Source organism: Paractinoplanes globisporus DSM 43857, from assembly GCF_000379645.1.
Lineage (GTDB): Bacteria > Actinomycetota > Actinomycetes > Mycobacteriales > Micromonosporaceae > Actinoplanes > Actinoplanes globisporus.
In genome coordinates this window covers 23,835-50,319 of the sequence record NZ_KB903323.1, presented here as the reverse complement: position 1 = coordinate 50,319, position 26,485 = coordinate 23,835, and the positions used below count along the sequence as shown (strand labels likewise).

The window sequence follows — 26,485 nt, the reverse complement described above, 5'->3', positions numbered from 1 at the left end:
ATTAGCTAAGGCGACCCTTACTTAGGTTGGCCATACCTTAGCAAGGCTCCCCTACGTTTTGTAGGCAGCATGGTGCGGGCGGCCCCGAGAGGGACCGCCCGCGAGTGGAGAGCGTGTGCTGGAGCCGTCAGACTCCGGGGCGGTCGAACTCCCCGGCCCGGATCCCGGCGACGAAATCCGTCCACTTCGTGGCGGCGAAAGTGAGCACGGGACCGTCGGCGTCCTTCGAGTCGCGCACCAGCACGGCCGCCGGAACGTTGGCAACCTCGACGCAGTGGCCGGCGGCCGCGCTCCGAGTGCTTTTACGCCAGGTGAGATTGGCGTCGCGCATGGCAGTCCCCTTCCAGGATGTATGCGCCTCCATGAAAGCTCACGGTGCCGTCGCGCAGCGGAGCGCTTCCTCCCTTTCAGCGATAACCGTTCGGCTGTCTTCTGCCGACAAAGAGCGTTCCCGCAGGTCAGTGAGGGCGTCCCGGTAGACCTCGATCTCCGGCTCTGTCACCCGGAAGAGACCGCCGATCAGTCCCTCGCTGTGCACGACCGGGCCGCGGGTGCCCGACGCGAACTCCAGCACCATGAACGACTCGGCGAGGCCGCCGTGCGCGCCCGCCGAGAACGGCAGGATCCGCAGCTCCAGTCCGGGCCGGCGGCTGTCACCGGCGAGCTTGGCCACCTGGCGGCGGAGAACGTCGGCGCCGCCGATCTCCCGGTACAGCACCGCCTCGTCGAGCACCATGAGCAGCGCGGGCGGTGGCTCCCGGGTCAGCACCGCCTGCCGGGCCATCCGCAGCGCGAGCCGGCGCTGGATCACGGCCGGCTCGCCGACGTCGGCGCCCACCTCGATGACGGCGCGGGCGTACTCGTCGGTCTGCAGCAGGCCGGGGACGACCTGGCTCTCCCACTCGCTGATGAAGACGGCCTCGGCCTCGAGGGCCACGAACTCGTCGTACGGGTCGGGGACCGACGACCGGTACGGGCTCCACCAGGCCTTCGCCCGGCCGCGGCGGGCCAGGCCGAGCAGGCGGTCGCGGTCGCCGTCATGGACGCCGTAGGCCGACAGCAGCCGGTCGAGGTCGCCGTCGCTGATCGAGGTGTGCGCCGTCTCGATGCGGCTGAGTTTCGATTCCGACCAGCCGAGCGCGGTCGCGACCGAGGCCGCACGCCGCTCACCGCGGAGCCGGCGCAACTCGTTGCCCAGCTCGCGGCGCGCGGTGGACGTCGGCCGGGCCACGCCAGACACCATAGCCGCGCTCCGGTGGCTCTCTGCAACTTGCACCGCACACTATGCACTTGCACGCAGGTCAGAGGCATGAAGTAATGAACATGAACGACGGGTTCACGGTGGCGGCAACCGCCGTGCCCCCGGAGAAATCGAGCCCCCGTCCAGCGGGCGGACGGGGGCTCGATCCCTGCACTCAATACCGATAATGATCGGCCTTGTAGGGGCCCTCAACAGGCACTCCGAGATAGGCGGCCTGCTCCTTGGTCAGCTCGGTCAGGTGCACGCCGAGCGCCCCGAGATGGAGCCGTGCGACCTTCTCGTCCAGGTGCTTGGGCAGGACGTACACCCCGATCGGGTAGTCCTCCGTCCTGGTGAACAGCTCGATCTGGGCGATCGTCTGGTTCGAGAAGCTGTTGCTCATCACGAACGACGGGTGGCCGGTCGCGTTGCCGAGGTTCAGCAGGCGGCCCTCGGAGAGCACGATGATCGAGTGCCCGTCGGCGAAGCGCCACTCGTCGACCTGCGGCTTGATCGTGACCCGCTCCACGTCGGACCGCTTCTGCAGCCCGGCCATGTCAATCTCATTATCGAAATGACCGATATTTCCGACAATGGCTTGATGCTTCATCTTCGCCATGTGCTCGTGGCCGATGACGTTGAAGCAGCCGGTCGCCGTGACGAAGATGTCCGCATACTCCACCACGTCGTCGAGCGTGGCGACCTGGTAGCCGTCCATGGCGGCCTGCAGCGCGCAGATCGGGTCCACCTCGGTCACGATCACCCGGGCGCCCTGGCCACGCAGCGACTCGGCGCAGCCCTTGCCCACGTCGCCGTAGCCGAAGACCACCGCGACCTTGCCGCCGATCAGCACGTCGGTGGCCCGGTTGATGCCGTCGATCAGGGAGTGCCGGCAGCCGTACTTGTTGTCGAACTTCGACTTGGTCACCGAGTCGTTCACGTTGATCGCCGGGAACAGCAGCGTGCCGTTCTGCTGCATCTCGTAGAGCCGATGCACGCCGGTCGTGGTCTCCTCGGTGACGCCCCTGATTCCGGCCGCCACCCGCGTCCACCGCCGGTCGTCCGCCCGCAGGCCCCGCGCCAGCACGTCGAGGATCACCGCGTATTCCTCCGAGTCGGCGGTGTCGGCGCTCGGGACGGCCCCGAGCTTCTCGAACTCGGCGCCCTTGTGCACCAGCAGCGTGGCGTCACCGCCGTCGTCGAGGATCATGTTGGGCGCCTCGCCGTCCGGCCACAGCAGCACCTGCTCGGTGCACCACCAGTACTCCTCGAGCGACTCGCCCTTCCACGCATAGACCGGCACACCCCGGGGCGATTCCGGCGTGCCGTCGCGGCCGACCACGATCGCGGCGGCCGCGTGGTCCTGCGTGGAGAAGATGTTGCAGGAGGCCCAGCGCACCTGCGCCCCGAGCGCCGTCAGCGTCTCGATCAGCACGGCGGTCTGAATCGTCATGTGCAGCGAGCCGGTGATCCGGGCTCCGCGCAACGGCTGGCTCGGGCCGTACTCCGCGCGCAGCGACATCAGGCCGGGCATCTCGTGCTCGGCCAGCTGTATCTCCTTGCGCCCGAACGCGGCCAGCGAGAGATCGGCGACCTTGAAGTCACCCTCGGCCACCGTCTTCGGACGAGACGCAGTAGTCATTTCCCCGTTCTACCACTCACGCTGGGTGCATGGTTTCGCTTCCCTTTGCCGGTACGGGGTAGGCGGCCGCCACAACCGCAAATTGCCGCGAACCTGCCTTCCGGCGCGAGCTCCGTCGCGGCTCCGGCCTCTGCCGCGACCGCCGGGCTGAGCTGCCCACTCACGCTCGCGGCCGTCGACGGGGCAGGCATAGCGAACGGGACGACAGGCTAGGCCCGCCGTCCCGTTCATCCCCCCGGTTTGGTACCGCGCGCGTCCGTGGGACCCCCCGATCACCAATGACGCTGCGTGGTTATAGATTCACACTCCGCAGTCACCATGTCAAGCAAATCCGGAAATTTCATCTTTTGTCTTCACCGAGGCAACGCTCAGAGTGCGCGAACCGGCCCGGCCGGACCCCTGCCACGCACACTCAGCCCGGCGGTCGCGGCAAAGGCTGAGGGTGCGGCGAGCTCGCGCTGGACGGCAGGTTCGCGGTCATTGCGGTTGGGGCGGACGTCAACCCCGTAGCGGAAAAGGGTGTTGATGATCTGCCCGGCGGAAGCGGCCCCGGAGAGCGCGACCGACGGCGGAGATCGCTCAGTTTGCCGGAACCGCGGCTACGAAGGCGACACCCTCGCCGGCGAGTTTGATTTTGCCCGTGCCGGCGGGGACGTAGGCCGCGTCGCCGCGCGCGAGCTCGATGGGGGTGCCGTCCACCGATCCGCCGGCGAAGAGATCGCCCGAGGTCGCGACGATGATGCGGGGGCCCTCGGCGGGAACCTCGATCGGCGGGCGCGAGCCGGACAGCTCCAGGCGGTAAAGGACGAAATCCGGGACGGCAACCGGCCAGGTCAGGACGCCCGGAGACAGCTCGGTCGGCTTGAGGATCGGGTCGTCGAGGACCTCGAAGCGCAGGACCCGCAGAAGCTCGGGCACGTCCACGCGCTTGGGGGTGAGGCCGCCGCGCAGGACGTTGTCGCTCGCGGCCATCAGCTCGACGCCGGCGCCCCTCAGGTAGGCGTGCAGGTTGCCGGCCGGCATCCAGATGGCCTCGCCCGGCTGCAGGCGGACGTGGTTGAGCAGCAGCGCGACCAGCACGCCGGGGTCTTCGGGATAGCGTGCGGCCAGGTCGGCCGCGAGGGCGCAGGAATCGTCGTCGGGGCGGGCGCGCGCGGCCGTCAGCACCGAGGCGATCAGCGCGCCGCGATCGTCCTGCGGCCAGGAGAGCAGGGTCTCGACGGCGGTGGCCAGGTCGCCGTCCCGGAGGGCCTTGACCGCCGGCTCGAGCGCGGGGATCGCGAAGCTCTCGAGCGTGCCGGCCGAGGCGGTGGTCGAGCGGAAGCCGCACAGGGCCTCGAACGGGGTCAGCGCCACCAGCATCTCGGGCTTGTGGTTGGCGTCCGTGTAGTTCCTGGGCAGCGCCGGGTCGGCCTGCTGGCGGGCGAACGCCTCGCGCGCGTAGGCGAGATCGGGATGGGCCTGCAGGGAGAGCGGCTGCTCGGCGGCCAGGATCTTCAGAAGGTACGGCAGGCGGGGGCCGAAGGTGGCCGCCACCCGCTCGCCGAGCTGGGCCCGCGGGTCGCCGGCGATGAGCGAGGCCAGGCTCACGCCGCCGGCGGCGCCGCCCACCGTGGACGGGTCGTCGGGGTGGGCGCCGAGCCACAGCTCCGCCTCGGGGCCCTCGGTGGGCGCCGGGCGGCCCTGCAACTGGGCGATCGCGGTGTGCGAGCCCCAGGCGTAGGGCCGGATGTGCCCGGTCAGCGGGTAGACGGTCATGTGCGTCCTTTTCCGGCTTTATCCAGCTTTATCCGGCGGCTGCGGAAGCGCCCTCGGAGACCGTCGGTGCCTTCCGCTCGTGGTAGATGTCGGGCTCGATGTAGATCACCCGGGCGATCGGCACGGCCTCGCGGATGCGCACCTCGGTCTCGTCGATGTGCTGGGCCAGGTCGTCGGCGCGCTCGGCCCGCGGCACCGCGATCTTGACCGCCACCAGCAGTTCTTCCGGGCCGAGGTGCAGCGTCTTCATGTGGATGATCCGCTCGATGCCCTCGCCGGCCAGGATCGCCTTCTCGATCTTCCGGACGTCCTCGGGGTTGGCGCCCTCGCCGAGCAGCAGGCTCTTCGTCTCGATCGCCAGGATCACCGCGATCGCCACCAGCAGCACGCCGATCGCCGCGGTGCCGATGCCGTCCCACACGCCGTTGTCGGTGAGCAGCGTGAGCACCACGCCGAACAGGGCGAACACCAGGCCGATCAGGGCGCCGGTGTCCTCCAGCAGCACCACCGGCAGCTCGGGCGCCTTGGCCCGGCGGACGAAGTTGACCCAGGTGACCTTGCCGCGGGTGTGGTTGGACTCGCGGATCGCGGTCATGAACGAGTAGCTCTCGAGGGCGATCGCGACGACCAGCACCACGACCGGCACCCATTTCCACGAGTGGATCGCCTCGGGGTGCTGGATCTTGTGGTACGCCTCGTAGAGCGCGAACAGGCCGCCGACGCTGAACAGCACGATCGACACGATGAACGCGTAGATGTACCGCTCCCGGCCGTAGCCGAACGGGTGCTCGGGGGTCGCCCGCCTCTGCGAGCGCCGGCCACCGACCAGCAGGAGCACCTGGTTGCCGGAGTCGGCGACCGAGTGGATCGCCTCGGCCAGCATCGACGACGAGCCGGTCAGCGCCCAGGCGATGAACTTGGTGACCGCGATGCCGAGGTTCGCCGCCAGCGCGGCGATGATCGCCCTGGTACCGCCGCCCTCGGCGCTCACTGGATTCCCTCGGGCATGGGGTTGGACAGCTCCTTCATCTCGCTGATCGCGGGCACGGCCATCGGGTCGAGCCCGTGCGCCAGTGCCAGGTAGAGCGACGCGAAGTCGGGCACGGCGGTGAGCGAGGCGAGCCGCTCGATCGCCGAGCCGCCCTCGGCGGTGAGCACGTCGCAGCGCACGCCGCGCCGCTCGGCGAGGGTCTGCACCGCGTCGGCACGGCGCTCCTCGACGGCGACCGGCTCGTCGGCGTCGTCTTCCGGGTTGAGCCCACCGTCCCGGAGGAGCACCAGCCGCAGCCGGGTGGTCGCCTCGTCCGCCTCGTCGGGGTCGGCGAAGATGTCGCGCGAGGACTCGGCCAGCCCGCCGAAGACGCCGTCGAGCAGGCCCACGCGGCCGCGGCCGGCCTCGCCGAGCGCACCGGCCATCACCGGGTAGCGCGCGTTCGCGGCGAGCGTGTCGGCGAACCGGCGGGCCGCCACGGTGGCGAGCGGGGACGAGCCCCAGACGATCGGGATCGAGCCGGCCAGGCCGAGCGCGAGGGCCTTCGCCGGGTTCACAAAGGAGTCGGCGCCGGGGCGACAGCGCTCGGCGTCGGCGTCGAGGCGGGTCGCGGTCTCGGCCAGATCGGCCTCGTTGACCTTGACGAGACCGAGCGCACGGCCGGCCAGCAGCACCGGGACGGCGAGACCCCAGAGGCTCGCGCGGGCCGGGGCGCGCCGCGGCACCGGGATGAACGGCGCGCGGGCCCGCTCGGCCATCGCCTGCAGCTCGGTGTCGGGGTTGCCGATCGCGACCAGCCGGGCGCCCCGGCGAACCGCGGCCTCGGCGGCGGCGAGCGCCTCGGGGCTGCGGCCGGAGGCGGAGACGGCGAAGACCACATCGGCCGCGCCGACCCAGCCGGGGATGCCGGCGCTGCGGTGCCCGATGATCGGCACCGGACAGCGGTGACCGGCCACGGTGGCCAGGATGTTGCCGGTCAGGCCGGCGGTGCCGATGCCGGCGACGACGACCGCGCGGGGGCGGCCCTCGTCGGCCAGCAGGGTCAGGTCGGTCTCGGCGGCCAGCGCGGCCGACTCGCGGACCTGGGCGCCGGCCGACGCGGTGGCCCGCAGCATGCCGCCCGGGTCGTTGTCGAGCATCGACTTCTCGTCGTCGAGCAGGCGCTCGTCGGCGACCCGGTGCCCGTGCACCTCGGCCATCAGGAAGCCTCCGCCGCGGGCCGGCGTGCCTCGTCGAGCAGAAGGACCGGGATGTCGTCGCGGATGTCGAAGATGCGCCCGCACTCCGTGCAGGTGAGCGTCTGGGCATCGGCGTCGTAGGTCAACGGCGCGTGATGCGTGTCCGGGCAGGCCAGGATGTCCAGCAACTGCGGATCGAGGGCCACCGAACGACTCCTTACGGTGTTACGGGCAACTAGCCCCCTGATCCTAGCGGCGGACGATGGCGAGCACTTCGTCCCGTAGCGATGCCATGCGGTCGGGCTTGGGGGCCTCGACGTTGAGCCGCAGGAGCGGCTCGGTGTTTGAGGCGCGGAGATTGAACCAGGCGCCGTCGGGGAGGGTGGCGGTCATGCCGTCGAGCTCGTCGACTGTGGCGTTCGGGAACGCCGCGCGGACCTCGTTGACCTTGGCTTTCGCGTCGGCCACCGTGGAGTTGATCTCGCCGGAGGCGGCGTACCGCTCGTACTCGCCGGCCAGGTCGGAGAGCGGGCGATCCTGCTCGCCCAGCGCGGCCAGCACGTGCATGGCGGCCAGCATGCCGGTGTCGGCGAACCAGAAGTCGCGGAAGTAGTAGTGCGCGGAGTGCTCGCCGCCGAAGACCGCGTTGGTGCGGGCCATCTCGGCCTTGATGAACGAGTGGCCGACCCGGGCGCGGACCGGTTTGCCGCCGTTCTCCGCGATGATCTCGGGGACCGCGGCCGAGGTGATCAGGTTGTGGATGACCGTGCTGCCCGGGAACTTGGCCAGCTCGCGGACCGCGACCAGCGCGGTGACCGCCGACGGGGAGACCGGGTCGCCGTGCTCGTCGATGATGAAGCAGCGGTCGGCGTCGCCGTCGAACGCGACGCCGAGGTCGGCGCCCTGCTCGCGGATGGCCTGCTGGAGGTCGACGAGGTTGGCCGGGTCGAGCGGGTTGGCCTCGTGGTTGGGGAACGAGCCGTCGAGCTCGAAGTACATCGGGACGATCGTCAGCGGCAGGGCCGGCAGCACCTGGTCGCCCAGCACGGCGGGAACGGTGAAGCCGCCCATGCCGTTGCCGGCGTCCACGATTACCTTGAGCGGGCGGATGGCGCTGAGGTCGACCAGCGAGCGCAGGTGCGCCGCGTAGTCGCGCAGCAGGTCGCGGGTCTCCACCCGGGACGGGCCGTCGGCCTCGGCGTTCAGGTCGGCGAGCAGTTCCTCGGCGCGGCGGCGGACGACGGCGAGGCCGGTGTCCTGGCCGACCGGCTTGGCGCCGGAGCGGCACAGCTTGATGCCGTTGTACCGAGCCGGGTTGTGACTGGCCGTGAACATCGCCCCGGGCAGGCCGAGCGCGCCGGACGCGTAGTAGAGCTCGTCGGTGGACGCGAGACCGATCGAGAGCACGGCGGCGCCGGCCGCGTTGGCGCCGCGGCCGAACGCGGCGGCCAGGCCCGGGCCCGACTCGCGCATGTCGTGAGCGATCACTATCTGATCCGCGTCGTCGCCGGACTCGCGCAACATCTCGACGAAGGCCGTCCCGAGCGCCCGGGCCACCGACTCGTTGAACTGGTCGGGCACCGTACCGCGCACATCGTAGGCCTTAACGATCTTGGACAGATCGGACAACTCTCCCCCTCAACCTGGGTGACTCCGCTGAGAGTAACGGAGCAGCAGCTACGAACGGGTGGCAATCGGGCACCGCCGCTGTTACGTGCGGGTTGTCGGGACAGGTGATGCGGGTCACGATGGTGGGACTGGAGGTGCTCCTTGCCCAATCCGTGGCTCGCCCTCGATCAAGGCACCGATCCCGCCGAACGGATCCGGCAGGTCGGGCGCGCCCACGAGCGCTTTTTGTCCGGGAACGTCGCCGTGCCGCAGATCCGGCCGGTGGTGGCGGAGTCGTGGCGGCGGTCGGCCGACGCGCTGCCCGGCGCGGACAGCACCGCGCCGATCGATCTCAGCGACAGCGAGCTCGAGGAGTACCGCGCGGCGCACCCGCTCTCGCGAGCGCTGCCGCTGTTCCGCGACCTGCTCGGCGGTCTCGCCGACGACGGCGACCATCTCATGGCGGTCTGCGACGCGTACGGGCGGCTGCTCTGGGTCGAGGGCGCGGCGCCCATGCTGCACGGGGCGGAGCGGATGAACTTCGTGCCCGGCGCCCGCTGGGACGAGGAGCACGCCGGGACCAACGCGCCGGGCACCGCCCTCGCCGTCGACCACTCGCTGCAGATCTTCGCGACCGAGCACTTCAGCCGCTCGGTGCAGCGCTGGACTTGTGCGGCCGCCCCGATCCACGACCCCGGCACCGGCCGTCTGCTCGGCGCGATCGACGTGACCGGCGGTGACCACCTGGCCAACCCGCACAGCCTCGCGCTGGTGCGGGCCACGGCGCTCGCCGCCGAGACCTATCTGGGTGGCCAGTTGCGCCCGCCGGCCGGCGAGGGCCGGGTCACGGCGCTCGGCCGCAACGAGGCGGTGCTCACCTTCGGCGGGACGCGCCAACAGCTCGGCCGCCGGCACTCGGAACTGCTCGTCCTGCTTCTGGCGCACCCGGAGGGGCGTACGGGCGAGGAACTTGGGTTTGATCTTTATGGCGACGAGATGAGCCCGGTGACCGTGCGCGCGGAACTGTCCCGGCTGCGCCGCATGCTCGGGCCGGAACTGCTCGAGTCCCGCCCCTACCGGCTGCGCGCCGCACTGGAAGCCGATTTTCAGATGGTGAGCCGCCGGCTCGAACGAGGCCAGGTCGCGGAGGCCCTCGAGGAGTACGCGGGACCGCTGCTTCCCGGCTCGGACGCGCCCGGCGTGACCCGGATGCGCCGGATGATCGACGGCCAGCTGCGCGCCGCCGTGCTGGCGTCGCGCGACCGCTCGCTCCTGCGCGCCTGGCTGCACGCTCCGTGGGGCAGCGACGACCTCCACATGTGGGAGGAGTACACCAAGCTGCTCCCGCACGGCGCCCCGGCCCGCCCGCTGGCCGTCAACCGGGTCCGCGAGCTGGCGGCCGAGTACGGTCTTGCAACGCGGTTGCAACGTCCCGGTAACTAGCGTCGCCCGCACCTAACCCCCACAGGTGCGGAGGCTGCCATGACCATTTACTCCCCGCCCGGTTCCGACGGCTCGATCGTCAGCTACCAGAGCAGGTACGACCACTACATCGGCGGCGAGTACGTCCCGCCGGCCAAGGGGCAGTACTTCGAGAATCCCACCCCGGTGACCGGGGAGACCTTCACCGAGATCGCCCGCGGCACCGGCGACGACGTGGAGAGGGCGCTCGACGCCGCGCACGGCGCCGCCGATGCGTGGGGCCGTACCTCGGTCGCCGAGCGCGCCAACATCCTCAACAAGATCGCCGACCGGATCGAGGCGAACCTCGAGAAGCTCGCGGTCGCCGAGGCCTGGGAGAACGGCAAGCCGGTCCGGGAGACCCTGGCCGCCGACATGCCGCTCGCGATCGACCACTTCCGCTACTTCGCGGGCGCGATCCGCGCTCAGGAGGGCACGGCCGGCGAGATCGACGAGGACACCATCGCGTACCACTTCCACGAGCCGCTCGGCGTGGTCGGGCAGATCATCCCGTGGAACTTCCCGATCCTGATGGCCGTCTGGAAGCTGGCCCCGGCCCTCGCGGCCGGCAACGCTGTCGTGCTCAAGCCGGCCGAGCAGACCCCGGCCTCGATCCACTACCTGATGTCGCTGATCGGCGACCTGCTCCCGCCGGGCGTCCTCAACATCGTCAACGGCTTCGGCGTGGAGGCCGGCAAGCCGCTCGCCTCCTCGAACCGGGTCGCCAAGGTCGCCTTCACCGGCGAGACCACGACCGGTCGCCTGATCATGCAGTACGCGTCGGAGAACCTGATCCCGGTCACCCTCGAGCTGGGCGGCAAGAGCCCGAACATCTTCTTCGAGGACGTGAACCGGGCCGACGACGACTTCTACGACAAGTCGCTCGAGGGCTTCTCGATGTTCGCGCTCAACCAGGGCGAGGTCTGCACCTGCCCGTCCCGCGCGCTCATCCAGCAGTCGATCTACTCCGACTTCCTGTCGGCCGGCGTGAAGCGGGTGGAGAACCTCAAGCAAGGCAACCCGCTCGACACCGACACCCAGGTCGGCGCGCAGGCCTCCAACGACCAGCTCGAGAAGATCATGTCGTACATGGACATCGGCCGGCAGGAGGGCGCCAAGGTGCTCACCGGCGGCGCGCGGGCCGAACTGCCCGGCAACCTCTCCGGCGGGTACTACGTGCAGCCGACGATCTTCGAGGGCAACAACGCCATGCGGATCTTCCAGGAGGAGATCTTCGGGCCGGTCGTGTCGGTGGCGTCGTTCGCCGACTACTCGGACGCCATCAAGATCGCCAACGACACGCTGTACGGGCTCGGCGCCGGCGTGTGGACGCGGGACATCAACCTGGCCTACCGGGCCGGGCGGGCGATCAAGGCCGGGCGGGTCTGGACGAACTCGTACCACCTGTACCCGGCGCACGCCGCGTTCGGTGGCTACAAGCAGTCCGGCATCGGCCGCGAGAACCACAAGATGATGCTGGACCACTACCAGCAGACGAAGAACCTGCTGGTGTCGTACAGCCCCAAGGCCCTCGGCTTCTTCTAGGCCGGCTCATGGCTACCAGGGTTGACGTGACCCCCGCGGCCGCCGCCATGATGCGGCAGCTGCGGGGGCAACACGGTCCGCTGATGTTCCACCAGTCCGGCGGGTGCTGCGACGGCAGCTCGCCGATGTGCTACCTGGAGGGTGAGTTTCGCACCGGACAGTCCGATGTGCTGCTCGAATCCCTCAAGATCGACGGTGTGGACGAGCCGATCACGTTCTGGATGTCGTCCTCCCAGTTCGAACTGTGGAAGCACACCCACCTGACCGTGGACGTGGTCCCGGGGCGCGGCGCCGGCTTCTCGCTGGAGGCTCCCGAGGGCGTACGTTTCCTGATCCGTTCCCGACTGCTCACCGAACAGGAGATGGCCGAGCTCTCTTGAATTACTCCGGGGGAGGGACGTGGCGCCGGGCAGCTAGCCTGGCGCCACGATTTCATCCGTACGGGGTCCGCCATCCGTACCAGGCACCGTGGACTGGCGGACATCTCGATTGACCGAAAAGGCCAGAAAAATCGGAATTAACGTATTCCGCCCGCGTGACATAGGTCCCGAAAACGTGCCGAACAGTCGTGGGCGGCTGGCGTTGGAGCGCTTCCAGAAGGCACTGTCGTGGTTCGAGTCGCCGGTGATGACCCTCGAGCCGCCTGGGGAGAGCTTTATGCGGTCCCGCTCCAACAAGCTGGTTCTGTTCGGCGTGGTCCTGCTGATGGCGGGACTGGCCGGGCGGGCTGCCGCGGACACGACGCCGGAATCCCGTACGCAGGCGAAACCGGCGGTGTCGGCACCCAGCGCGACCAAGGCACCTTCACCCAAGCCCTCGCCGAAGGCTTCGAAGAAGCCGCCGGTCAAGCAGAAGGCGGTCGCCATCTCGGCCAAGAAGGCCTCGGGCCCGGCCGGCAGCCGGATGACCACCGGCACCAGGGCCGTCGCCCTCACCTTCGACGACGGGCCCGACCCGGTGCAGACGCCGCGGATCCTCAAGCTGCTCGCCCAGCAGCACGTGCACGCCACGTTCTGCCTGGTCGGGCGCAACGTGCAGAAGCACCCCGAGCTGGTGCGGCAGATCGTGGCCGGTGGGCACACGCTCTGCAACCACACCTGGAACCACGACCTGAAGCTCGGCAAGAAGACGGCCGCGCAGATCAGAGCCGATCTCACGCGCACCAGCGCGGCGATCCACAAGGCCGCGCCGAAGGCGAAGATCAAGTACTTCCGCGCGCCGGGCGGCAACTTCACGCCCGGCGTCGTCGCGATCGCCCGGCAGCTGGGCATGGCCTCGCTGTACTGGAAGGTCGACCCGCGGGACTGGGACCACCCGAAGGGCGAGACGGACGCACAGCACAAGAAGAGGGTGATCTCGCGCGTGGAGCACAACACCCACCCGGGAGCGATCGTGCTGTCCCACGATTACGCCCAGCCGGACACGATCGCGGCCTACCAGACGCTCCTGCCCTGGCTGAAGAAGCGGTTCACGCTGATCGGCCTCTGAGGCCCGGGTCAGTGCGTCGGGGGGATCACCCGTAGATGCCCCCGGCGGCCGGTCTGGTGGCCGGGGAGGTCCTGCTCGTCGGTGCGGGGCGGCGGGGCCGGCGGGCGGGCGGCCTCGCGGACGGCGTCGGCCAGGGCGACCAGGTCGTCGGTGGTGGGGGGCGGCGGCGCGAAATCGCCGTCGTGGCGCACGAGTTCCCAGCCTCGGGGGGCGGTGAGGCTGCGGGCGTGCGGCTCGCACAGGTCGTACGTGTGAGGCTCGGCGAACGCCGCCAGGGGGCCGACGACGGCGGTCGAATCGCTGTAGACGTAGGTCAGTGTGGCGACCGCCTGTCGGGGACAGCCGTTCCGGGAGCAGCGCCGTGGGGACCTCACGGCGGCACGTTATCGCCCCGCGGGCTCGCGTGGGGGGCGATGCCGCCGCGACACGCCGACCCGTGGCGCATCACGATTCGGCCGACACGCCAACCCGTTGGGACGAATCTCTTCGGGACACGCGGCGGATCCCCGCTGCCACCGTGCGCCACCGCCGGAGGACTAGGCTTGCGAGGTGACCACGAGCCCCGAGCGACGCCGCAGCGACAGGGCGGCGCGCGCAGCCGGCCCGGGACACCCGGCCCGCCGTGACCGGCACGGTCGCGGCCTGCGCGGCCGCCTCGTCCCGGCCACCGTCCCCCTGGCCCGTACCAAGGCCGAGATCTTCGACGACCTCGTGCTCGACACCGTCGAGAGCCTCGAGCGGCGGTATGCGAAAGAGCTGGCCGGCGTCGAGTTCGCGGTGGAGGACGTGCCCCCCGACCTCAACGTCTACGACTCCGACGTGCTCGAGGACGGCGAGGTGCCGCTGGCCCGCCTGCTGCCCGGGCGTCCCGGCCGGCAGGAGCTTCCCCCCCGGATCGTGCTCTACCGGCGGCCGCTGGAGTTCCGGGCGATGGACCGCGAGGACCTCGCCGACCTCGTCCACGATGTGATCATCGAGCAGGTAGCCAACCTGCTCGGGGTGGATCCTGACGAGCTTTCCTAGGCGACTCTTCTTTTGAGCTTGCGGCGCTCGCGCTCGGACAGCCCGCCCCAGATGCCAAAACGCTCGTCGTGACCCAGGGCGTACTCCAGGCACTCGGCCTTGACCTCGCAGCGGCCGCAGATCCGCTTGGCCTCGCGGGTCGATCCGCCCTTCTCCGGAAAGAAGGCCTCCGGATCGGTCTGCGAACACAACGCCCGTTCCTGCCACTCGGGCGCGTCCCCGAGCAGGTCTACCCCTTCAACCTGCGCTTCCATCGGCGTGCCTCCCAATTCCCGCGCCGGCATCGCTGCCGGCGCTGACCCCCCACGCACGCGGCGTGTTTTTTGCGGGCCGGTACCCCTCCTGCCCGCAACCCCACCGAAATTACACGCGTGTAAGACGTGCGTCGTCAAGCCGAACCTGATAAATAGGCCCGTTTCCCCGGCGCGCCTTCGGCGCGTCGTGGTCCCGTTCCTGCCCTATCTCTCAGGAGCCGCACAGAGTTACGCCGCCGGGGCGCGTCGGGTCCAATTTAACCCGTTTTGTGATGTTGGGTCAGGGCCTGTGTTGAAGTAGGGGCCGGAGCGAGGCGAGGTCCAGGTGTCGTCTTCTACTTCAACACAGGCCCTACCGACGGCCATACACTGTGGTGCGCTCCACCGCCGGGCGGCCCGCGGCGGCGGCCAGCTCCTTCAGTTCCGACACCGTGCGCGCCGAGCCGTGCTCCGAGCCGGCCATCCGGGAGATGGTCTCCTCCATCAGCGTGCCGCCAAGATCATTGCAGCCGCCGTTGAGCATCACGCGGGTGCCCTCGTCGCCGAGCTTGACCCAGGAGCACTGGATGTTGCCGATCCGGCCGTGCAGCAGGATGCGGGCCATCGCGTGCACGACCCGGTTCTCCCGCCAGGTCGGGCCCGGGCGGGCTATCCCGGCCAGGTAGATCGGGGCGTTCGTGTGGATGAACGGCAGGGCCACGAACTCGGTGAAGCCGCCGGTCCGGTCCTGCACGCCGGCCAGCACCCGGAAGTGGCCCAGCCACTGCCTCGGGTGGTCGACGTGGCCGTACATCATGGTCGAGCTGGACCGGATGCCCACCTGGTGTGCCGTGCTGACGACCTCGACCCAGGTGCTCGCCGGGAGCTTGCCCTTGGTCAGGACCCAGCGCACGTCGTCGTCGAGGATCTCGGCGGCGGTGCCGGGGATCGTGTCGAGCCCGGCCTCCTTCAGCTCGGTCAGCCACTCGCGGATCGGGACGCCGGCCTTGGACGCCCCCGTGACGATCTCCATCGGCGAGTACGCGTGGACGTGCATGCCCGGGACCCGCTGCTTGACGGCGCGCACCAGATCGGCGTACGCGGTCACCGGCATTTTGGGGTCGATGCCGCCCTGCATGCAGACCTCGGAGGCGCCGTCCCGCCAGGCCTGCTCGGCGCGGTCGGCGACCTGGTCGACGGAGAGGCGGTAGGCGTCGGCGTCCTGCTCACGCTGGGCGAACGCGCAGAAGCGGCAGCCGACGTAGCAGACGTTGGTGAAGTTGATGTTCCGGTTGACGACGTACGTGATGTCCTCGCCGTTGACCTCCTTGCGCAGGTCGTCGGCTATCCGGGCGAGCTCGTCGAGGGCCGAGCCGTCGGCGCCGAACAGGGCCATCGCCTTGTCCTCGTGCCGGGCCTCCAGCAGCGCGGCGGGATTCTCGGACGCCAGCTTGAGGCCGGCCAGGACGTCGGTGGGGGTGCTGTGGTGGTCGCCCTTGGTGATGTGGGCGGCGACCTCTGTCCAGTCGCCGTAGACGTCGTCGAAGTCGGACCTTCGGTCTCCGGTACGGCCCGTCGTGTCGATGGTCGCGAAGAGGTCGATTCGTCCGGTGCCCATGGCGTCGTCGGGCTCCTGCCACGGCTTGCCCACCGGGATGGCCTCCTCCCGCGCCAGGCCGTTCTCGTCGGCGAGGGCCACGACGTGAGCCGCGAGGCGGGGGTCCAGCCAGCCCTCGTTGGCGCGCTTCACGTACTCCGGGTAGATCGTGAGGCGTTCCTTGAGGACGAACCCGGCCTCGGCCGATTTTTCGCGCAAAAGCTCGATCTGGGGCCACGGGCGCTCAGGGTTGACGTGGTCGGGGGTCACCGGCGAGACCCCGCCCCAGTCGTCGATGCCGGACCGGATGAGGAGCTCGAACTCGGCGTCGATCAGGTTGGGCGGGGCCTGGATGCGGGCCCGCGGGCCCATGATGATCCGGGACACCGCCACGGTCGCCGCCAGCTCGCGCAGCTCGGCGTCGGGCATCCCGCGCATCGCCGTGTCCGGCTTCGCGCGGAAGTTCTGGATGATGAGCTCCTGGATGTGACCGAACTCGCGGGCCGTCCGCCGCATCGCGAAGATCGAGTCGATCCGCTCGGCCCGGGTCTCGCCGATCCCGATGAGGATGCCGGTCGTGAACGGGACGCCGACCCGGCCGGCGTCGTCGAGCACGCGTAGGCGTACGGCCGGCTCCTTGTCGGGCGAGCCGAAGTGCGGGCCGCCCGGCTCCGACCACAGGCGAGTCGCGGTGGTCTCCAGCATCATGCCCATGCTCGGCGCCACCGGCTTGAGCCGCTGCAGCTCGTCCCAGCTCATCACCCCGGGGTTCAGGTGCGGGAGCAGGCCGGTCTCCTCCAGGACGGCGATCGCGCAGGCGCGCACGTAGTCAAGGGTGGAGTCGTAGCCGCGCTCGTCCAGCCACTGCCGGGCGGCCGGCCAGCGGTCCTCGGGGCGGTCGCCCAGCGTGAACAGGGCCTCCTTGCAGCCCTGGGCGGCGCCCTGGCGGGCGATCTCGAGGACCTCCTCGCGTTCCAGGAACGCGGCGGGCAGCCGGTGCGGCACGGTGACGAACGTGCAGTAGTGGCAGCGGTCCCGGCAGAGCCGCGTCAGCGGGATGAAGACCTTTTTCGAGTACGTGACGACGCCCGGTCGCCCCGCCTCGCGCAGGCCGGCGTCACGGATGCCGCCGGCGATTGCCAGCAGCTCGTCGAGGCGCTCGCCGGTGGCGGCGAGGAGGGCCTCGGCCTCGTCGGCATTGATCGCCTTGCCGTCGGCGGCGCGGCGCAGGGCGCGGCGGATGCTCGCCTCGGTAGGAACCGGTTCGGCCGCCCCTATGGGGGCTGAAGACTCATTTGCTGCAACCACGCAGAGCAGCCTAGGCCGGAACGGCGCAAGCTGCGCCCGTGGTGGCCGGGCGCGCGCAGTGGAATAGGACACGGCGCACGCCCGGGACCGGCGTGCTACTGGCGGGGCGGATCCTGATCGGCGGGGCCGAAACCGGGGCGCTCGTCGCCCAGCATCTGGGTGCGGTCGTCGGTCTCCGCCCCGGCCGAGGGGACCGGCTGGGTCGGCTCGACCGGCGGATACGTCGTTCCCGCGGCCGGATAGGTCGTTCCGGCCGGTGAGCTCGGCGGCGGTGCCGCCGGAGCGGGCGCGCCCGAGGCCGGGACCGCGGAGGTCGGCGAGCCCGGGTGCGGGGCGTACGGGCCGGGCGGGACCGGCTGGGTGGGCTGGGCCGGGTTCGGGATCGGCACGGCGGGCTGGTTCCACGTGGGTGCGGCCGGCTGGCCGTACACGCCTGGGGAGAAGCCCTGCTGGCCGGCCGGGGGCGGCGGGGGCGGGTAGCCGCCGGGAGGCGGCGGGAACCCGGGCTGGCCCGGCGTGGGCTGACCGGGCGGCGGGCCGTAGCCCGGCTGGCCCGGGTACGCGCTCGGCTGGCCGTACTGCGGCTGGCCGTACACGCCCGGCGGCGGCGCCTGCGGTTTCGGTCGCGGGGTGTAGAACAGGTTGCGCCAGATCTGGAAGACCGCGTACGCCGCGACCGCGAACACCGCCAGCCAGGCGACCCGGCTGAGCAGGCCCTCGAGCGCGCTGCGGGCGCCGTTGTGGTCGGCCTCGTTGATCAGGCCGATCAGCACGCCGAACAGGACGCCGAACAGGGCCATCACCGCGTACTCGACGAGGGCGATCACGACGATCAGCTGAGCCTTCGGGTGCCGCGGCTGGACCAGCAGCGCGAGCAGCACCGCGGCGATCGGGAAGCCGATCGTCTCGAGGTTGATGAAGCCGCCGAAGCTCCCCTGCGTGCGGAAGCCGAACTGACCCGCTCCATCCGGGATCAGATCGACGATCGCCAGAAAGATGAAGATTCCGGCGGCACCGACCAGGGCGTAGGCCGCGAGGTCGCGAAGCGGGCGAAGGTACTGGCCGGCCGATTTGACCTCGCCCGGCACGGGCTGCGGTTGGCTGGTCACTGTTTCTCCCTGACGGACGATGGGTGGGGTCGGCCCAGCGTAGACCGCCCTCGCATGGGGCACCCGATACCCGGCGAGCCGTTCTGTCATACCCGTGCGGGAGGATGAACCTCATGCGGATCGTGGTCCTTACCGGTGGCATCGGCGGTGCCAAGTTCCTTGTCGGCGTGCGCGCCCATGCCCGGGCGATCGGCGCCGATGTGACGGCGGTGGTCAACGTCGGCGACGACGTGCGCCTGCACGGCCTGCAGATCTGCCCCGACCTCGACAGCGTGATGTACACGTTGGGCGGCGCCCACGACCCCGAGCGGGGCTGGGGTCGCGTCGGTGAGACCTGGGTGGTCAAGGAGGAGCTCGCTGCCTACGGCGTCGAGCCGTCGTGGTTCGGCCTGGGCGACAAAGACACCGCCACCCATCTCGTACGCACACAGATGCTCACCGCCGGCTATCCGCTGTCCCAGGTGACGGCCGCTCTGTGTGAACGGTGGAAACCCGGGCTCACGCTGCTGCCGGCCACCGACGACCGGCTCGAGACGCACGTCGTGGTCGACGTCGACGGCGAGCGCAAGGCGATCCACTTCCAGGAGTGGTGGGTCCGCTACCGGGGCGACCTGCCCACCCATCGCTTCGTGTTCGTCGGCGCCGACGCGGCCAAGCCGGCCCCCGGGGTGGTCGACGCGATCGCCGCGGCCGACGTGGTACTGCTCGCCCCCAGCAATCCGGTCGTCAGCATCGCCCCGATCCTCGCGGTCGACCCGATCCGCGACGCGGTCGCCGGCGGCCCCGCACCGGTCGTCGGCGTCTCCCCCATCATCGGCGGCTCCCCCATCCGCGGCATGGCCGACAAGTGCCTGGCCACCCTCGGCGTGGAGGTGACCGCGGCCGGCGTCGGCGCCCTCTACGGCGCCCGTACCGACAACGGCCTCCTGGACGGCTGGCTGGTCGACTCCGCCGACGAGGGCACCACGGTCCCCGGCGTGCCGACCCGGGCGGTCCCCCTCTGGATGACCTCCGAGCAGGCGACGGCCCAGATGGTCGCCGACGCGCTGTCCCTGGCCGGTGTCGCGTGATCGACGGCCTCGAGATCCGGCCGGTCCGCGGCATCGGCGACGTCACCCCCGGCGACGACCTGGTCGAGCTCATCGCCAGCGCCGCGCCCTGGCTGGCCGACGGCGACGTGCTGGTCGTCACCAGCAAGATCGTCTCGAAATCGGAGGGCCGCCTCGTCGAGGTCCCCGCCGACGGCCCCGAGCGCGACGCGGCCCGCGCCGCCGTCCTGGTCTCGGAGACCCGCCGGGTGGTGGCCCGCCGCGGCCCGACCACGATCGTCCAGACCCACCACGGCTTCGTGATGGCCGCCGCCGGCATCGACGCGTCGAACGTCGACAAGACCCACCTGGTCCTGCTGCCGGCCGACCCCGACGCCTCGGCCCGCCGCCTGCGCGACGGCTTCCTGGCCCGTGGCCTGGAGGTCGCTGTCATCATCTCCGACACGATGGGCCGCACCTGGCGCAACGGCCTGACCGACGTCGCCCTGGGCGCCGCCGGCATCGACCCCTTCCGCGACCACCGCGGCGAGACCGACCCCTACGGCAACGAGCTCCAGATCACCCAGATGGCCGTCATCGACGAACTGGCCGCCGCCGGCGAACTGGTCAAGGGCAAGAGCGACCAGGTGCCGGTCGCCGTCGTCCGCGGCTTCCGCTCGGCGGCTCCCGCCACCACTGGCGCCGCGGCACTGCTGCGGGATGCGGCAAGCGACATGTTCAGCCTGGGGACGGCCGAGGCCCGGGCCACCGGATTGCTCGAGGCCGCCCAGCTCTCCGAGGGCAGTGAGACCCACCTGCCGGGCCTCCCGGTCGATCCCGAGGCGATCGAACGCGCTCTGGCCGCGGTCGCCGACGTGCTGTCGCGCACGACGACCGTGGCCCAGGCCGAGGTCCTCCCGCACAACGGCGCCACCGCCGCGCTGCACCTGGCCGCCCGCGACACCGACCCGCCGAGCCTGATGCGCCTGGGCGCCGACGCCCATCGCCTGCGCGCCGCTCTGGCCGCCGAGTCGATCGCGTCCGTGGTGCTCCCCCACGAGGACGGCATCCGCCTCGGCCTCTCCGGTCTCTCCCCCGCGCCCACCCCATGAGCCGCGAGTTGGGCGGCGGGCTGTTCGCGGACGCGGTGCGGGTGCTGAGCGAGTGGGAGGCCACCACCGAGGAGGGCGACCTGGCTCGCAAGGGCGCATTGGAGCTGCTGGCGGTAGGCCCGGAGGCGATGACCCGGGCACACCGGCCCGGGCACGTCACGGCCAGCGCGCTGATCGTCGACGGTTCCGGGCGGGTGTTGCTCTGCCTGCACGGCCGCCTGGGCAAATGGATGCAGCTGGGCGGCCACTGCGAGCCCGGCGACGCCACGCTCGCCGCCGCGGCGCTGCGCGAGGCCACCGAGGAGTCCGGCATCGACGGCCTGCTCCTCGACCCGGTTCCGATCGACGTCGACGTTCACGATGTCCGCTGCGGCGCCGGCGACGGCACGCCCGCGACCGCGTCCACCCACTACGACGTGCGCTTCGTGCTCCGGTGCCCGCCCGGCGCCACCGAACGCGTCAGCGACGAGTCCGCGGCCCTCGGCTGGTTCCGCCCCGACGCCCTGCCGTCCCCGCTGGCCTCCGCCACGGCCCGCCAGATCCCGCCGGCCCTCGCCCGCCTCGCCTGACGCCCGCGCGGCGTGACGCCCGTCTGGCCTGACGCGCACGCAGCTTGTTGCCCGCCTCGCCTAACGCCCACGCGGCTTGACGCCCGCCTCGCCCCACGCTCGCGTCGCCTGGCTCAAGTCGGCCGACGCCCCGGCTGCCCGGCGACCGACCCGACCCGCGCACGACCCGGCGGTCGAGCGGCCCGCCCGGACCCCGCCGACCTGGACCCCGCTGGGTCAGGGCTCGTCTTGGGGGCGGCGCTGGGTGGGGATTTCGAGGTGGGTGGTGTCGTCGGCGTTGTCGTCCGGGGGGCGTTCCATGTTCATGACGGTCATGGTGCGCTGGTGCGACTCGGCCGGGTCGTCGTCGTGGTGGGCCGTGGGCAGGATGATCGGGCTGGTGGGGTCGTCGGCGAAGTTGGGGGCCTCGGCGTCGGCGATGGAGATCGGGGCCTCGTCGCGTGGGGCGGGCGGGCGGAAGGCCAGCACGTCGCTGCGTTCGCCGGGGCGGGTCACCAGGGCCGGGCGGATCACCTGGGTCTTCTCGTCGTCGACCGTCTTGCCGGCCAGGCGGATCACCTGGGTCTCGTCGCCGCCGATGTCGCCGGTGGCGCGGTTGGACAGGTCGCGGGTTCGCGTGCCGGGCTCGGCGCCGGGGGAACGCACCGGGAAGCGCAGCACCTGCGGCGTGTCCCCCGGCGGCAGCGGCAGCCTGATGACCTGGGTCTTCTCGTCCTGATCGGCCGCCGGGAACGGGAGCACGGTCGTGCGATCCTCGGCGCTGTCGCCGACCGGCGGCTTGGCTACCTGGTTGCGGTCGGCCGCGTCGCCCACCGGAAGCCGCAGGACCTGGGTGCGCTCGCCGTCGTTCGTCACCGGCAGCCGCACGACCTGAGTGCGATCGCCGCCGTCACCGACCGGGAACCGCACTACCTGCGTGTTGTCCCCGTTGTCCGTCACCGGAAGCCGGATCACCTCGGTCCGGTCCGCCACCGCGATCGGAACCACGACGGCCGCCTCGTCCTCGGCGTCTCCGTGCTCGTCCTCCGACTCCTCCTCCGCCGAGCCGTCGTCCGCCATCGCCGCCACGGTCGGCTCGTCGTCGGCCGGGGCTTCGTCGGTGACGGGCTCCGACGCCTCGCCTTCCGCGTCGATTTGCGCGACGGCCGGCTCCGGCTCGGGCTCAGCAGCCACGAACGCGGTGGTCTCGTCTTCTGTCGCCGCATCGGGCTCGGGCTCATCGACGGCCCGGACCGACTCGTCGAACGCCGCGCCCGACTCATCCGCCGGGGTCGACTCATCCGCCGCGGCCGGTTCGTCGACGGCAGCGGTCGGCTCGTCGTCGGGCTGTTCCTCGCCCGGCTCGGTCAGGTCCGCGATGGGAGCCTCGGCCGCCGCCCGCACGTCGTCGGCGGCCAGTTCCTCGTCGGAGTCGGCGACTGCTTCGGTGGGCTGGTCGTCGGCGTCGACCACCGCGTCCGTGGCCGGCTCCTCGTCGGAGTCGGCGACTGCTTCGGTGGGCTGGTCTTCGGCGTCGACCACCGCGTCGGTGGGCTCCTCACCGGAGGCGGTCACCGCATCCGTGGGCTCCTCGTTGACGGCGGGCTCCAGGAGTTCGGCCTCGATCACGACGACCGTCACATCGTCGTCGTCCGCCTCGACGTGCTCGTCGCCGGATTCGATGACTACGACCGTGGGCTCGTCGGGGCGTACGGCGTCGGTGGGGGTGAGTGTCGGCAGGTGGAGTGGGCCCGCGCGGTCGATGGTGGGGTCGTCTTCGTCGTCGATGAGGCGGAGCAGCGCCAGGCCGGACTGCCGCCGCGGCTCCCCGGGCACGAAGGCGGTGGTGGAGTCGGCGGGGTGGCGGAGCACGGTGGTCGAGTCGGGGTCGGCGGTAGACAGCGACGACGGGAAGCCGGGCGGACGGCCGATCACCGTGGTCGGGGCCGCCGCGAGGGGTGTGCCGTAGGCGGCGGCCGCTCCCCGGAACCCGCCGATCTGGCCGATCAGGGGCAGGACGGGCGGCACGTACTTCTCCCAGCGGCGCGCGCTCAACGCCGTACAGATCAAAGGAACCGCAAGCAGCGCGGCCAGGCCATAGCCCGGACGAGAGAGGTCGAATCCGTCCTTGGCCACGGCGTGCGGCCAGACGTCGGCGTAGGCCGACGGCGACAGCAGCGCCCACGACGAGATCGCCAGATAGACGACGCCGGCCAGCAGCGGACCCGCCGGCGAGATCGGGGCCAGCACCAGGATTCCGTACGCGGCGCCGGCCAGCAGCAGAAGCAGGAGACCCGTGAGGTTCTCCAGCTCGAAGCCGTCGCGGCCACGCGCGGTCAGGTCGCTCGTCAGTCCCACGCCGGTCAGCACCCAGGCGGCCGGCGCCAGGACGAGCGAATACAGGATCGACCTGATGTGGCGCAACATTGTCTCCCCGGGTGGCTCTGTCTCCAGGACGCTACCCGCGCCGGGCAAGTCGACCGGCGCGGGTCGCAACGTGGCCTTCCTGACCGACTGCACCAGCACCTGCGTCAGATCGGTTCGGCCGGGCGGGCACAGTTGACGGCCGATCGGCCAGCGGAACGGCGGTCGATGTGGCCGGCCAACTCGCGAGACGTCCCGCCTGTGGTGCCGGACGACATGGACGACCCGTGCCGGTTCCGAGAGGCTCTGATCCAGAAAGGCGCGGGCTGAAGGATAGTTAAGGTTGGTGCATGACGGGCACAGTGCTGTGGGAACCGCCGGCCGACGTTCGCGAGACCACCCGCATCGGGGATTATCTGCGCTGGCTCTCCGACCGTGGACGCTCGTTTGATTCCTACGCCGAGCTGTGGGAGTGGTCCGTCAACGACCTCGACGGGTTCTGGCGGTCGATCTGGGACTACTTCGAGGTCATCAGCCACGACCCGCCGACGGCCGTGCTCGCCGACGCGACCATGCCGGGGGCGAGATGGTTCCCGGGCGCGACCGTGAACTACGCCGAGCACGTGCTGCGCATGCCGGGGCGCGACGACGAGGACACGGTCGTCCACGCGTACTCGCAAAGTCGCGAGCCGATCAAGCTGAGCGCGCGGCAGCTGCGCGACCAGGTGCGGCGCGTGCGTGCCGGGCTGAAGGCCCGCGGTGTCGGCAAGGGTGACCGGGTTGCCGCCTATGCCCCGAACATCCCGGAGACCTACGTGCTGATGCTTGCCACCACGAGCCTCGGCGCGATCTTCTCGTCGTGCGCGCCCGAGTTCGGCAGTCGCAGCGTGATCGACCGATGGGGCCAGATCGAGCCAAAGCTGCTGGTGGCGGTCGACGGGTACAAATACGGCGACAAGGCGATTTCGCGCACGACCGAAATTTCCGAGATCACCGGCAAGATCCCCTCGATCGAACACGTGATCACCATTGGCTACCTCGACCCCGAAGCGGGCAACTGGTCCGAATTGTCCGGCGACGAACCGATGGCCTTCGAGGCGGTGCCGTTCGATCATCCGCTCTACGTGCTCTACAGCTCGGGGACGACCGGGCTGCCGAAGCCGATCGTCCACGGTCACGGCGGGATCCTGCTCGAACACCTCAAGATCCTGGCGCTGCACCACGACCTGGGGCCGTCGGACCGGTTCTTCTGGTTCACCACGACCGGCTGGATGATGTGGAACTTCCTGGTCAGCGCCCCGGCCGTGGGCTCTTCGATCGTGCTCTTCGACGGCAATCCGGGCTTCCCCGACATGTCCACCTTGTGGAATCTGATCGACGAAGCAGAAATTTCGTATTTTGGTACGTCGGCGCCCTTCCTGATGGCGTGCCGCAAGGCCGGGCTCACGCCGGACAAACCGGGCCTCCGGGCGATCGGCTCGACCGGCGCGCCGCTGCCGCCCGAGGGCTTCGACTGGGTCTACGAGGCGGTGGGCACGCGGCTGCAGCTGCAATCGCTGTCCGGGGGTACGGATGTGTGCACCGGTTTCGTGGGTGCCTCGCCGCTGCACCCGGTCATCGAGGGCGTGATCGCCTGCCGCTGCCTCGGCGCGAAGGTCGAGGCGTACGACCCGTCCGGCCGCTCCGTGATCGACGAGCTCGGCGAGTTGGTGATCACCGCGCCGATGCCGAGCATGCCGGTCGGCTTCTGGAACGACCCGGACGGCAAGCGCTACCGCGAGGCCTATTTCGACGTCTTCCCCGGCGTCTGGCGGCACGGCGACTGGATCACGATCGGCGCCGACGGCACCTGCGTGATCACCGGCCGCTCCGACGCCACCCTCAACCGCGGCGGCGTCCGCCTCGGCACCGCCGAGTTCTACTCGGTCGTCGAGGGCCTTCCCGAGATCGCCGACTCGGTCGTGGTCCACCTCGAGCAGGACGACAACCCGAACGGCGAGCTCCTGCTCTTCGTCGTCCTCGCCGACGGCGCCGACCTAACCGACGACCTGACCGCGAAGATCCGTCGCGAGCTCCGCACGGCCCTCTCCCCGCGCCACATCCCGGACGAGATTCATCAGGTACGCGCGGTGCCCCGCACCCTCTCCGCCAAGAAACTCGAGGTCCCGGTCAAGCGCATCCTCACCGGCACCCCGGTCGAGTCGGCGGCGGCCAAGGGCGCGCTCGCCAATCCGGAGTCGCTGACCGCCTTCGAGGAACTCGCCCGCGAGCGCCACCACTGAGTCGCGGATCCGTTTCGGGTCGCCGGCTGAGTTTCTGAGCGCAGCGAACACGTGGTCTTGCCGACAAGATGGCGGCGAGATCCGCACGGCGGCCCGCGTCACCGGCATTGGCCGCATGTCGCCCACCGTGATAGGCCGCGACGCAGACCATCGCGACGAAAGGCGGTCGGCAACGGTGACGAGCGCGCCGAACCCATCAGGAGACTTCTAAGTCAGGGCGACGGTCACCTTTTCGGCGGTGGTGTGGGCATCGACCTTGGCGGGGTTCAGGTTGGCGCAGAGCACCAGCGACGCGCCGGCGGCGAGTGGGGCGAAAAGCCAGTCGATCGGGTCGGGGTAGGCGCGGGTGTCGATCAGCACTCGGTCGCCGGTCGTGAGGCCGAGCTCGGCGGCCCGCTCGGTGGCCGTGCGCATGACGGCCAGGTGGCTGAGCTCGACCGGGCCGGCCAGCGCGCGGTCGTCGGGGGTGACGGGCGCGCCGGCGAAGTGGTCGCCGTAGTTGCGCACCTCTGTCACATAGTCGACAAAACCCGGGGGGACCTCGCGCAGCGGCATAGCGAGCGGCAGCAGCCCCGTCGCGTACCGGTCGACGGCGGCCCACTCGGCCGACTCGCCCGCCAGCGCAGGGGTCGCGAACAGGGCGTCCACCGGCTGCGGGCGGCCCGGGAAGGCGACCGCGAGGCCGGCCGCCGAGGCGCCCAGCGCGATCGCCGCGGTCTGCCAATGCGGCGGGAGCAGCACCGCGACGGTGTCGCCGCCGCTCAGGCCCAGGCCGTCGATCAGCAGGTTCGCCGTCTTGGAGACCCAGTTGTCCAGGGTCGCGCCGGACAGCTCGGTGCGGTCGCCGGTGGCGTCGTCGTACCAGGTCAGCAGGGGTGCCGTGGGGTCGCGCCGCACAACGTCGGAAAACGCGGCCGGGATCGTGGTGAACACCGGATCCACGATAACGGCGTCACCCTGCGTAACCAAT

At 70.8% G+C, this 26,485-nt stretch carries 23 protein-coding genes; 9 read left to right on the top strand and 14 right to left on the bottom strand.

Annotation, left to right across the window (positions count from 1 at the left end; genetic code table 11):
• Nucleotides 1–127 precede the first annotated feature (127 nt).
• The 8 genes from A3CQ_RS0135205 to A3CQ_RS0135170 all read right to left on the bottom strand — a co-directional run bounded on the left by A3CQ_RS0135205 (nucleotide 128) and on the right by A3CQ_RS0135170 (nucleotide 8,438).
• Entirely contained in the window at nucleotides 128–331 is a 204-nt protein-coding gene (locus A3CQ_RS0135205) for a DUF397 domain-containing protein (RefSeq protein WP_020515653.1), read from the bottom strand.
• A gap of 39 nt (nucleotides 332–370) precedes the next feature.
• Nucleotides 371–1,231, bottom strand: coding sequence for a helix-turn-helix domain-containing protein (locus A3CQ_RS0135200; RefSeq protein WP_020515652.1), 861 nt, complete (start codon nucleotides 1,229–1,231; stop codon nucleotides 371–373).
• Nucleotides 1,232–1,415: 184 nt separating this feature from the next.
• Complete coding sequence (gene ahcY, locus A3CQ_RS0135195; RefSeq protein WP_026206556.1) at nucleotides 1,416–2,882, bottom strand: adenosylhomocysteinase; 1,467 nt, start codon at nucleotides 2,880–2,882, stop codon at nucleotides 1,416–1,418.
• A 579-nt stretch (nucleotides 2,883–3,461) separates the two neighbouring features.
• Nucleotides 3,462–4,640, bottom strand: a complete 1,179-nt coding sequence (manA, locus tag A3CQ_RS0135190; RefSeq protein ID WP_020515650.1) for a mannose-6-phosphate isomerase, class I — start codon at nucleotides 4,638–4,640, stop codon at nucleotides 3,462–3,464.
• A 28-nt stretch (nucleotides 4,641–4,668) separates the two neighbouring features.
• A complete protein-coding gene (locus A3CQ_RS0135185; protein WP_020515649.1) occupies nucleotides 4,669–5,631 on the bottom strand; it encodes a cation diffusion facilitator family transporter in 963 nt (320 codons plus the stop codon).
• Entirely contained in the window at nucleotides 5,628–6,830 is a 1,203-nt protein-coding gene (locus tag A3CQ_RS0135180; RefSeq protein WP_020515648.1) for an SIS domain-containing protein, read from the bottom strand. Before A3CQ_RS0135180 ends, A3CQ_RS0135185 begins: the two co-directional genes overlap by 4 nt.
• A complete protein-coding gene (locus A3CQ_RS0135175) occupies nucleotides 6,830–7,015 on the bottom strand; it encodes a Trm112 family protein (protein WP_020515647.1) in 186 nt (61 codons plus the stop codon). Before A3CQ_RS0135175 ends, A3CQ_RS0135180 begins: the two co-directional genes overlap by 1 nt.
• Nucleotides 7,016–7,058: 43 nt before the next feature.
• Complete coding sequence (locus A3CQ_RS0135170) at nucleotides 7,059–8,438, bottom strand: phosphomannomutase/phosphoglucomutase (protein WP_020515646.1); 1,380 nt, start codon at nucleotides 8,436–8,438, stop codon at nucleotides 7,059–7,061.
• Nucleotides 8,439–8,579: 141 nt separating this feature from the next.
• On the opposite strand from A3CQ_RS0135170, the gene A3CQ_RS0135165 reads away from it, so the two are divergent.
• From A3CQ_RS0135165 to A3CQ_RS0135150, 4 genes are all read left to right on the top strand, one after another.
• Nucleotides 8,580–9,860, top strand: a complete 1,281-nt coding sequence (locus A3CQ_RS0135165) for a GAF domain-containing protein (protein WP_020515645.1) — start codon at nucleotides 8,580–8,582, stop codon at nucleotides 9,858–9,860.
• A 39-nt stretch (nucleotides 9,861–9,899) separates the two neighbouring features.
• Nucleotides 9,900–11,423, top strand: coding sequence for an aldehyde dehydrogenase (gene adh, locus A3CQ_RS0135160; protein WP_020515644.1), 1,524 nt, complete (start codon nucleotides 9,900–9,902; stop codon nucleotides 11,421–11,423).
• Nucleotides 11,424–11,431: 8 nt separating this feature from the next.
• The gene (locus A3CQ_RS0135155) at nucleotides 11,432–11,803 is read left to right on the top strand and encodes a DUF779 domain-containing protein (protein WP_026206555.1); all 372 of its coding nucleotides are present in this window, start codon (nucleotides 11,432–11,434) and stop codon (nucleotides 11,801–11,803) included.
• 175 nt (nucleotides 11,804–11,978) lie between these two features.
• A complete protein-coding gene (locus tag A3CQ_RS0135150; protein ID WP_245577476.1) occupies nucleotides 11,979–12,911 on the top strand; it encodes a polysaccharide deacetylase family protein in 933 nt (310 codons plus the stop codon).
• A gap of 8 nt (nucleotides 12,912–12,919) precedes the next feature.
• On the opposite strand, the gene A3CQ_RS0135145 is transcribed toward A3CQ_RS0135150, so the two are convergent.
• Entirely contained in the window at nucleotides 12,920–13,285 is a 366-nt protein-coding gene (locus tag A3CQ_RS0135145; RefSeq protein WP_020515641.1) for a DUF3499 domain-containing protein, read from the bottom strand.
• 175 nt (nucleotides 13,286–13,460) lie between these two features.
• On the opposite strand from A3CQ_RS0135145, the gene A3CQ_RS0135140 reads away from it, so the two are divergent.
• Nucleotides 13,461–13,934 (top strand): metallopeptidase family protein, encoded by a 474-nt coding sequence (locus tag A3CQ_RS0135140; protein ID WP_020515640.1) that lies wholly within the window; start codon nucleotides 13,461–13,463, stop codon nucleotides 13,932–13,934.
• Here A3CQ_RS0135140 and A3CQ_RS0135135 read toward each other — a convergent pair.
• From A3CQ_RS0135135 to A3CQ_RS57995, 3 genes are all read right to left on the bottom strand, one after another.
• Nucleotides 13,931–14,188 (bottom strand): WhiB family transcriptional regulator, encoded by a 258-nt coding sequence (locus tag A3CQ_RS0135135; RefSeq protein WP_014688021.1) that lies wholly within the window; start codon nucleotides 14,186–14,188, stop codon nucleotides 13,931–13,933. The two genes, A3CQ_RS0135140 and A3CQ_RS0135135, sit on opposite strands and share 4 nt — an antisense overlap.
• Nucleotides 14,189–14,540: 352 nt before the next feature.
• Nucleotides 14,541–17,072, bottom strand: coding sequence for a bifunctional FO biosynthesis protein CofGH (locus A3CQ_RS0135130; protein WP_020515639.1), 2,532 nt, complete (start codon nucleotides 17,070–17,072; stop codon nucleotides 14,541–14,543).
• 95 nt (nucleotides 17,073–17,167) lie between these two features.
• A complete protein-coding gene (locus A3CQ_RS57995; protein ID WP_063713637.1) occupies nucleotides 17,168–18,181 on the bottom strand; it encodes a hypothetical protein in 1,014 nt (337 codons plus the stop codon).
• Nucleotides 18,182–18,294: 113 nt separating this feature from the next.
• Between A3CQ_RS57995 and cofD the strand changes: the two genes are divergently transcribed.
• The 3 genes from cofD to A3CQ_RS0135110 are packed head-to-tail and all read left to right on the top strand — an operon-like array spanning nucleotide 18,295 to nucleotide 20,890.
• Nucleotides 18,295–19,251 carry a 2-phospho-L-lactate transferase gene (gene cofD / locus A3CQ_RS0135120; RefSeq protein WP_020515638.1) on the top strand — a complete coding sequence of 319 codons (957 nt, stop codon included), beginning with the start codon at nucleotides 18,295–18,297 and terminating at the stop codon, nucleotides 19,249–19,251.
• Complete coding sequence (locus A3CQ_RS0135115; protein ID WP_020515637.1) at nucleotides 19,248–20,321, top strand: coenzyme F420-0:L-glutamate ligase; 1,074 nt, start codon at nucleotides 19,248–19,250, stop codon at nucleotides 20,319–20,321. The genes cofD and A3CQ_RS0135115 overlap by 4 nt, the downstream gene beginning before the upstream one ends.
• Complete coding sequence (locus A3CQ_RS0135110) at nucleotides 20,318–20,890, top strand: NUDIX hydrolase (RefSeq protein ID WP_040433609.1); 573 nt, start codon at nucleotides 20,318–20,320, stop codon at nucleotides 20,888–20,890. The genes A3CQ_RS0135115 and A3CQ_RS0135110 overlap by 4 nt, the downstream gene beginning before the upstream one ends.
• A gap of 216 nt (nucleotides 20,891–21,106) precedes the next feature.
• On the opposite strand, the gene A3CQ_RS55165 is transcribed toward A3CQ_RS0135110, so the two are convergent.
• A complete protein-coding gene (locus A3CQ_RS55165; RefSeq protein WP_157296722.1) occupies nucleotides 21,107–23,293 on the bottom strand; it encodes a hypothetical protein in 2,187 nt (728 codons plus the stop codon).
• 290 nt (nucleotides 23,294–23,583) lie between these two features.
• Between A3CQ_RS55165 and A3CQ_RS0135100 the strand changes: the two genes are divergently transcribed.
• Nucleotides 23,584–25,515 carry an acetoacetate--CoA ligase gene (locus tag A3CQ_RS0135100; RefSeq protein WP_040433607.1) on the top strand — a complete coding sequence of 644 codons (1,932 nt, stop codon included), beginning with the start codon at nucleotides 23,584–23,586 and terminating at the stop codon, nucleotides 25,513–25,515.
• A 207-nt stretch (nucleotides 25,516–25,722) separates the two neighbouring features.
• On the opposite strand, the gene A3CQ_RS0135095 is transcribed toward A3CQ_RS0135100, so the two are convergent.
• Nucleotides 25,723–26,448 carry a TIGR03089 family protein gene (locus A3CQ_RS0135095; RefSeq protein ID WP_026206553.1) on the bottom strand — a complete coding sequence of 242 codons (726 nt, stop codon included), beginning with the start codon at nucleotides 26,446–26,448 and terminating at the stop codon, nucleotides 25,723–25,725.
• Nucleotides 26,449–26,485: the final 37 nt, after the last annotated feature.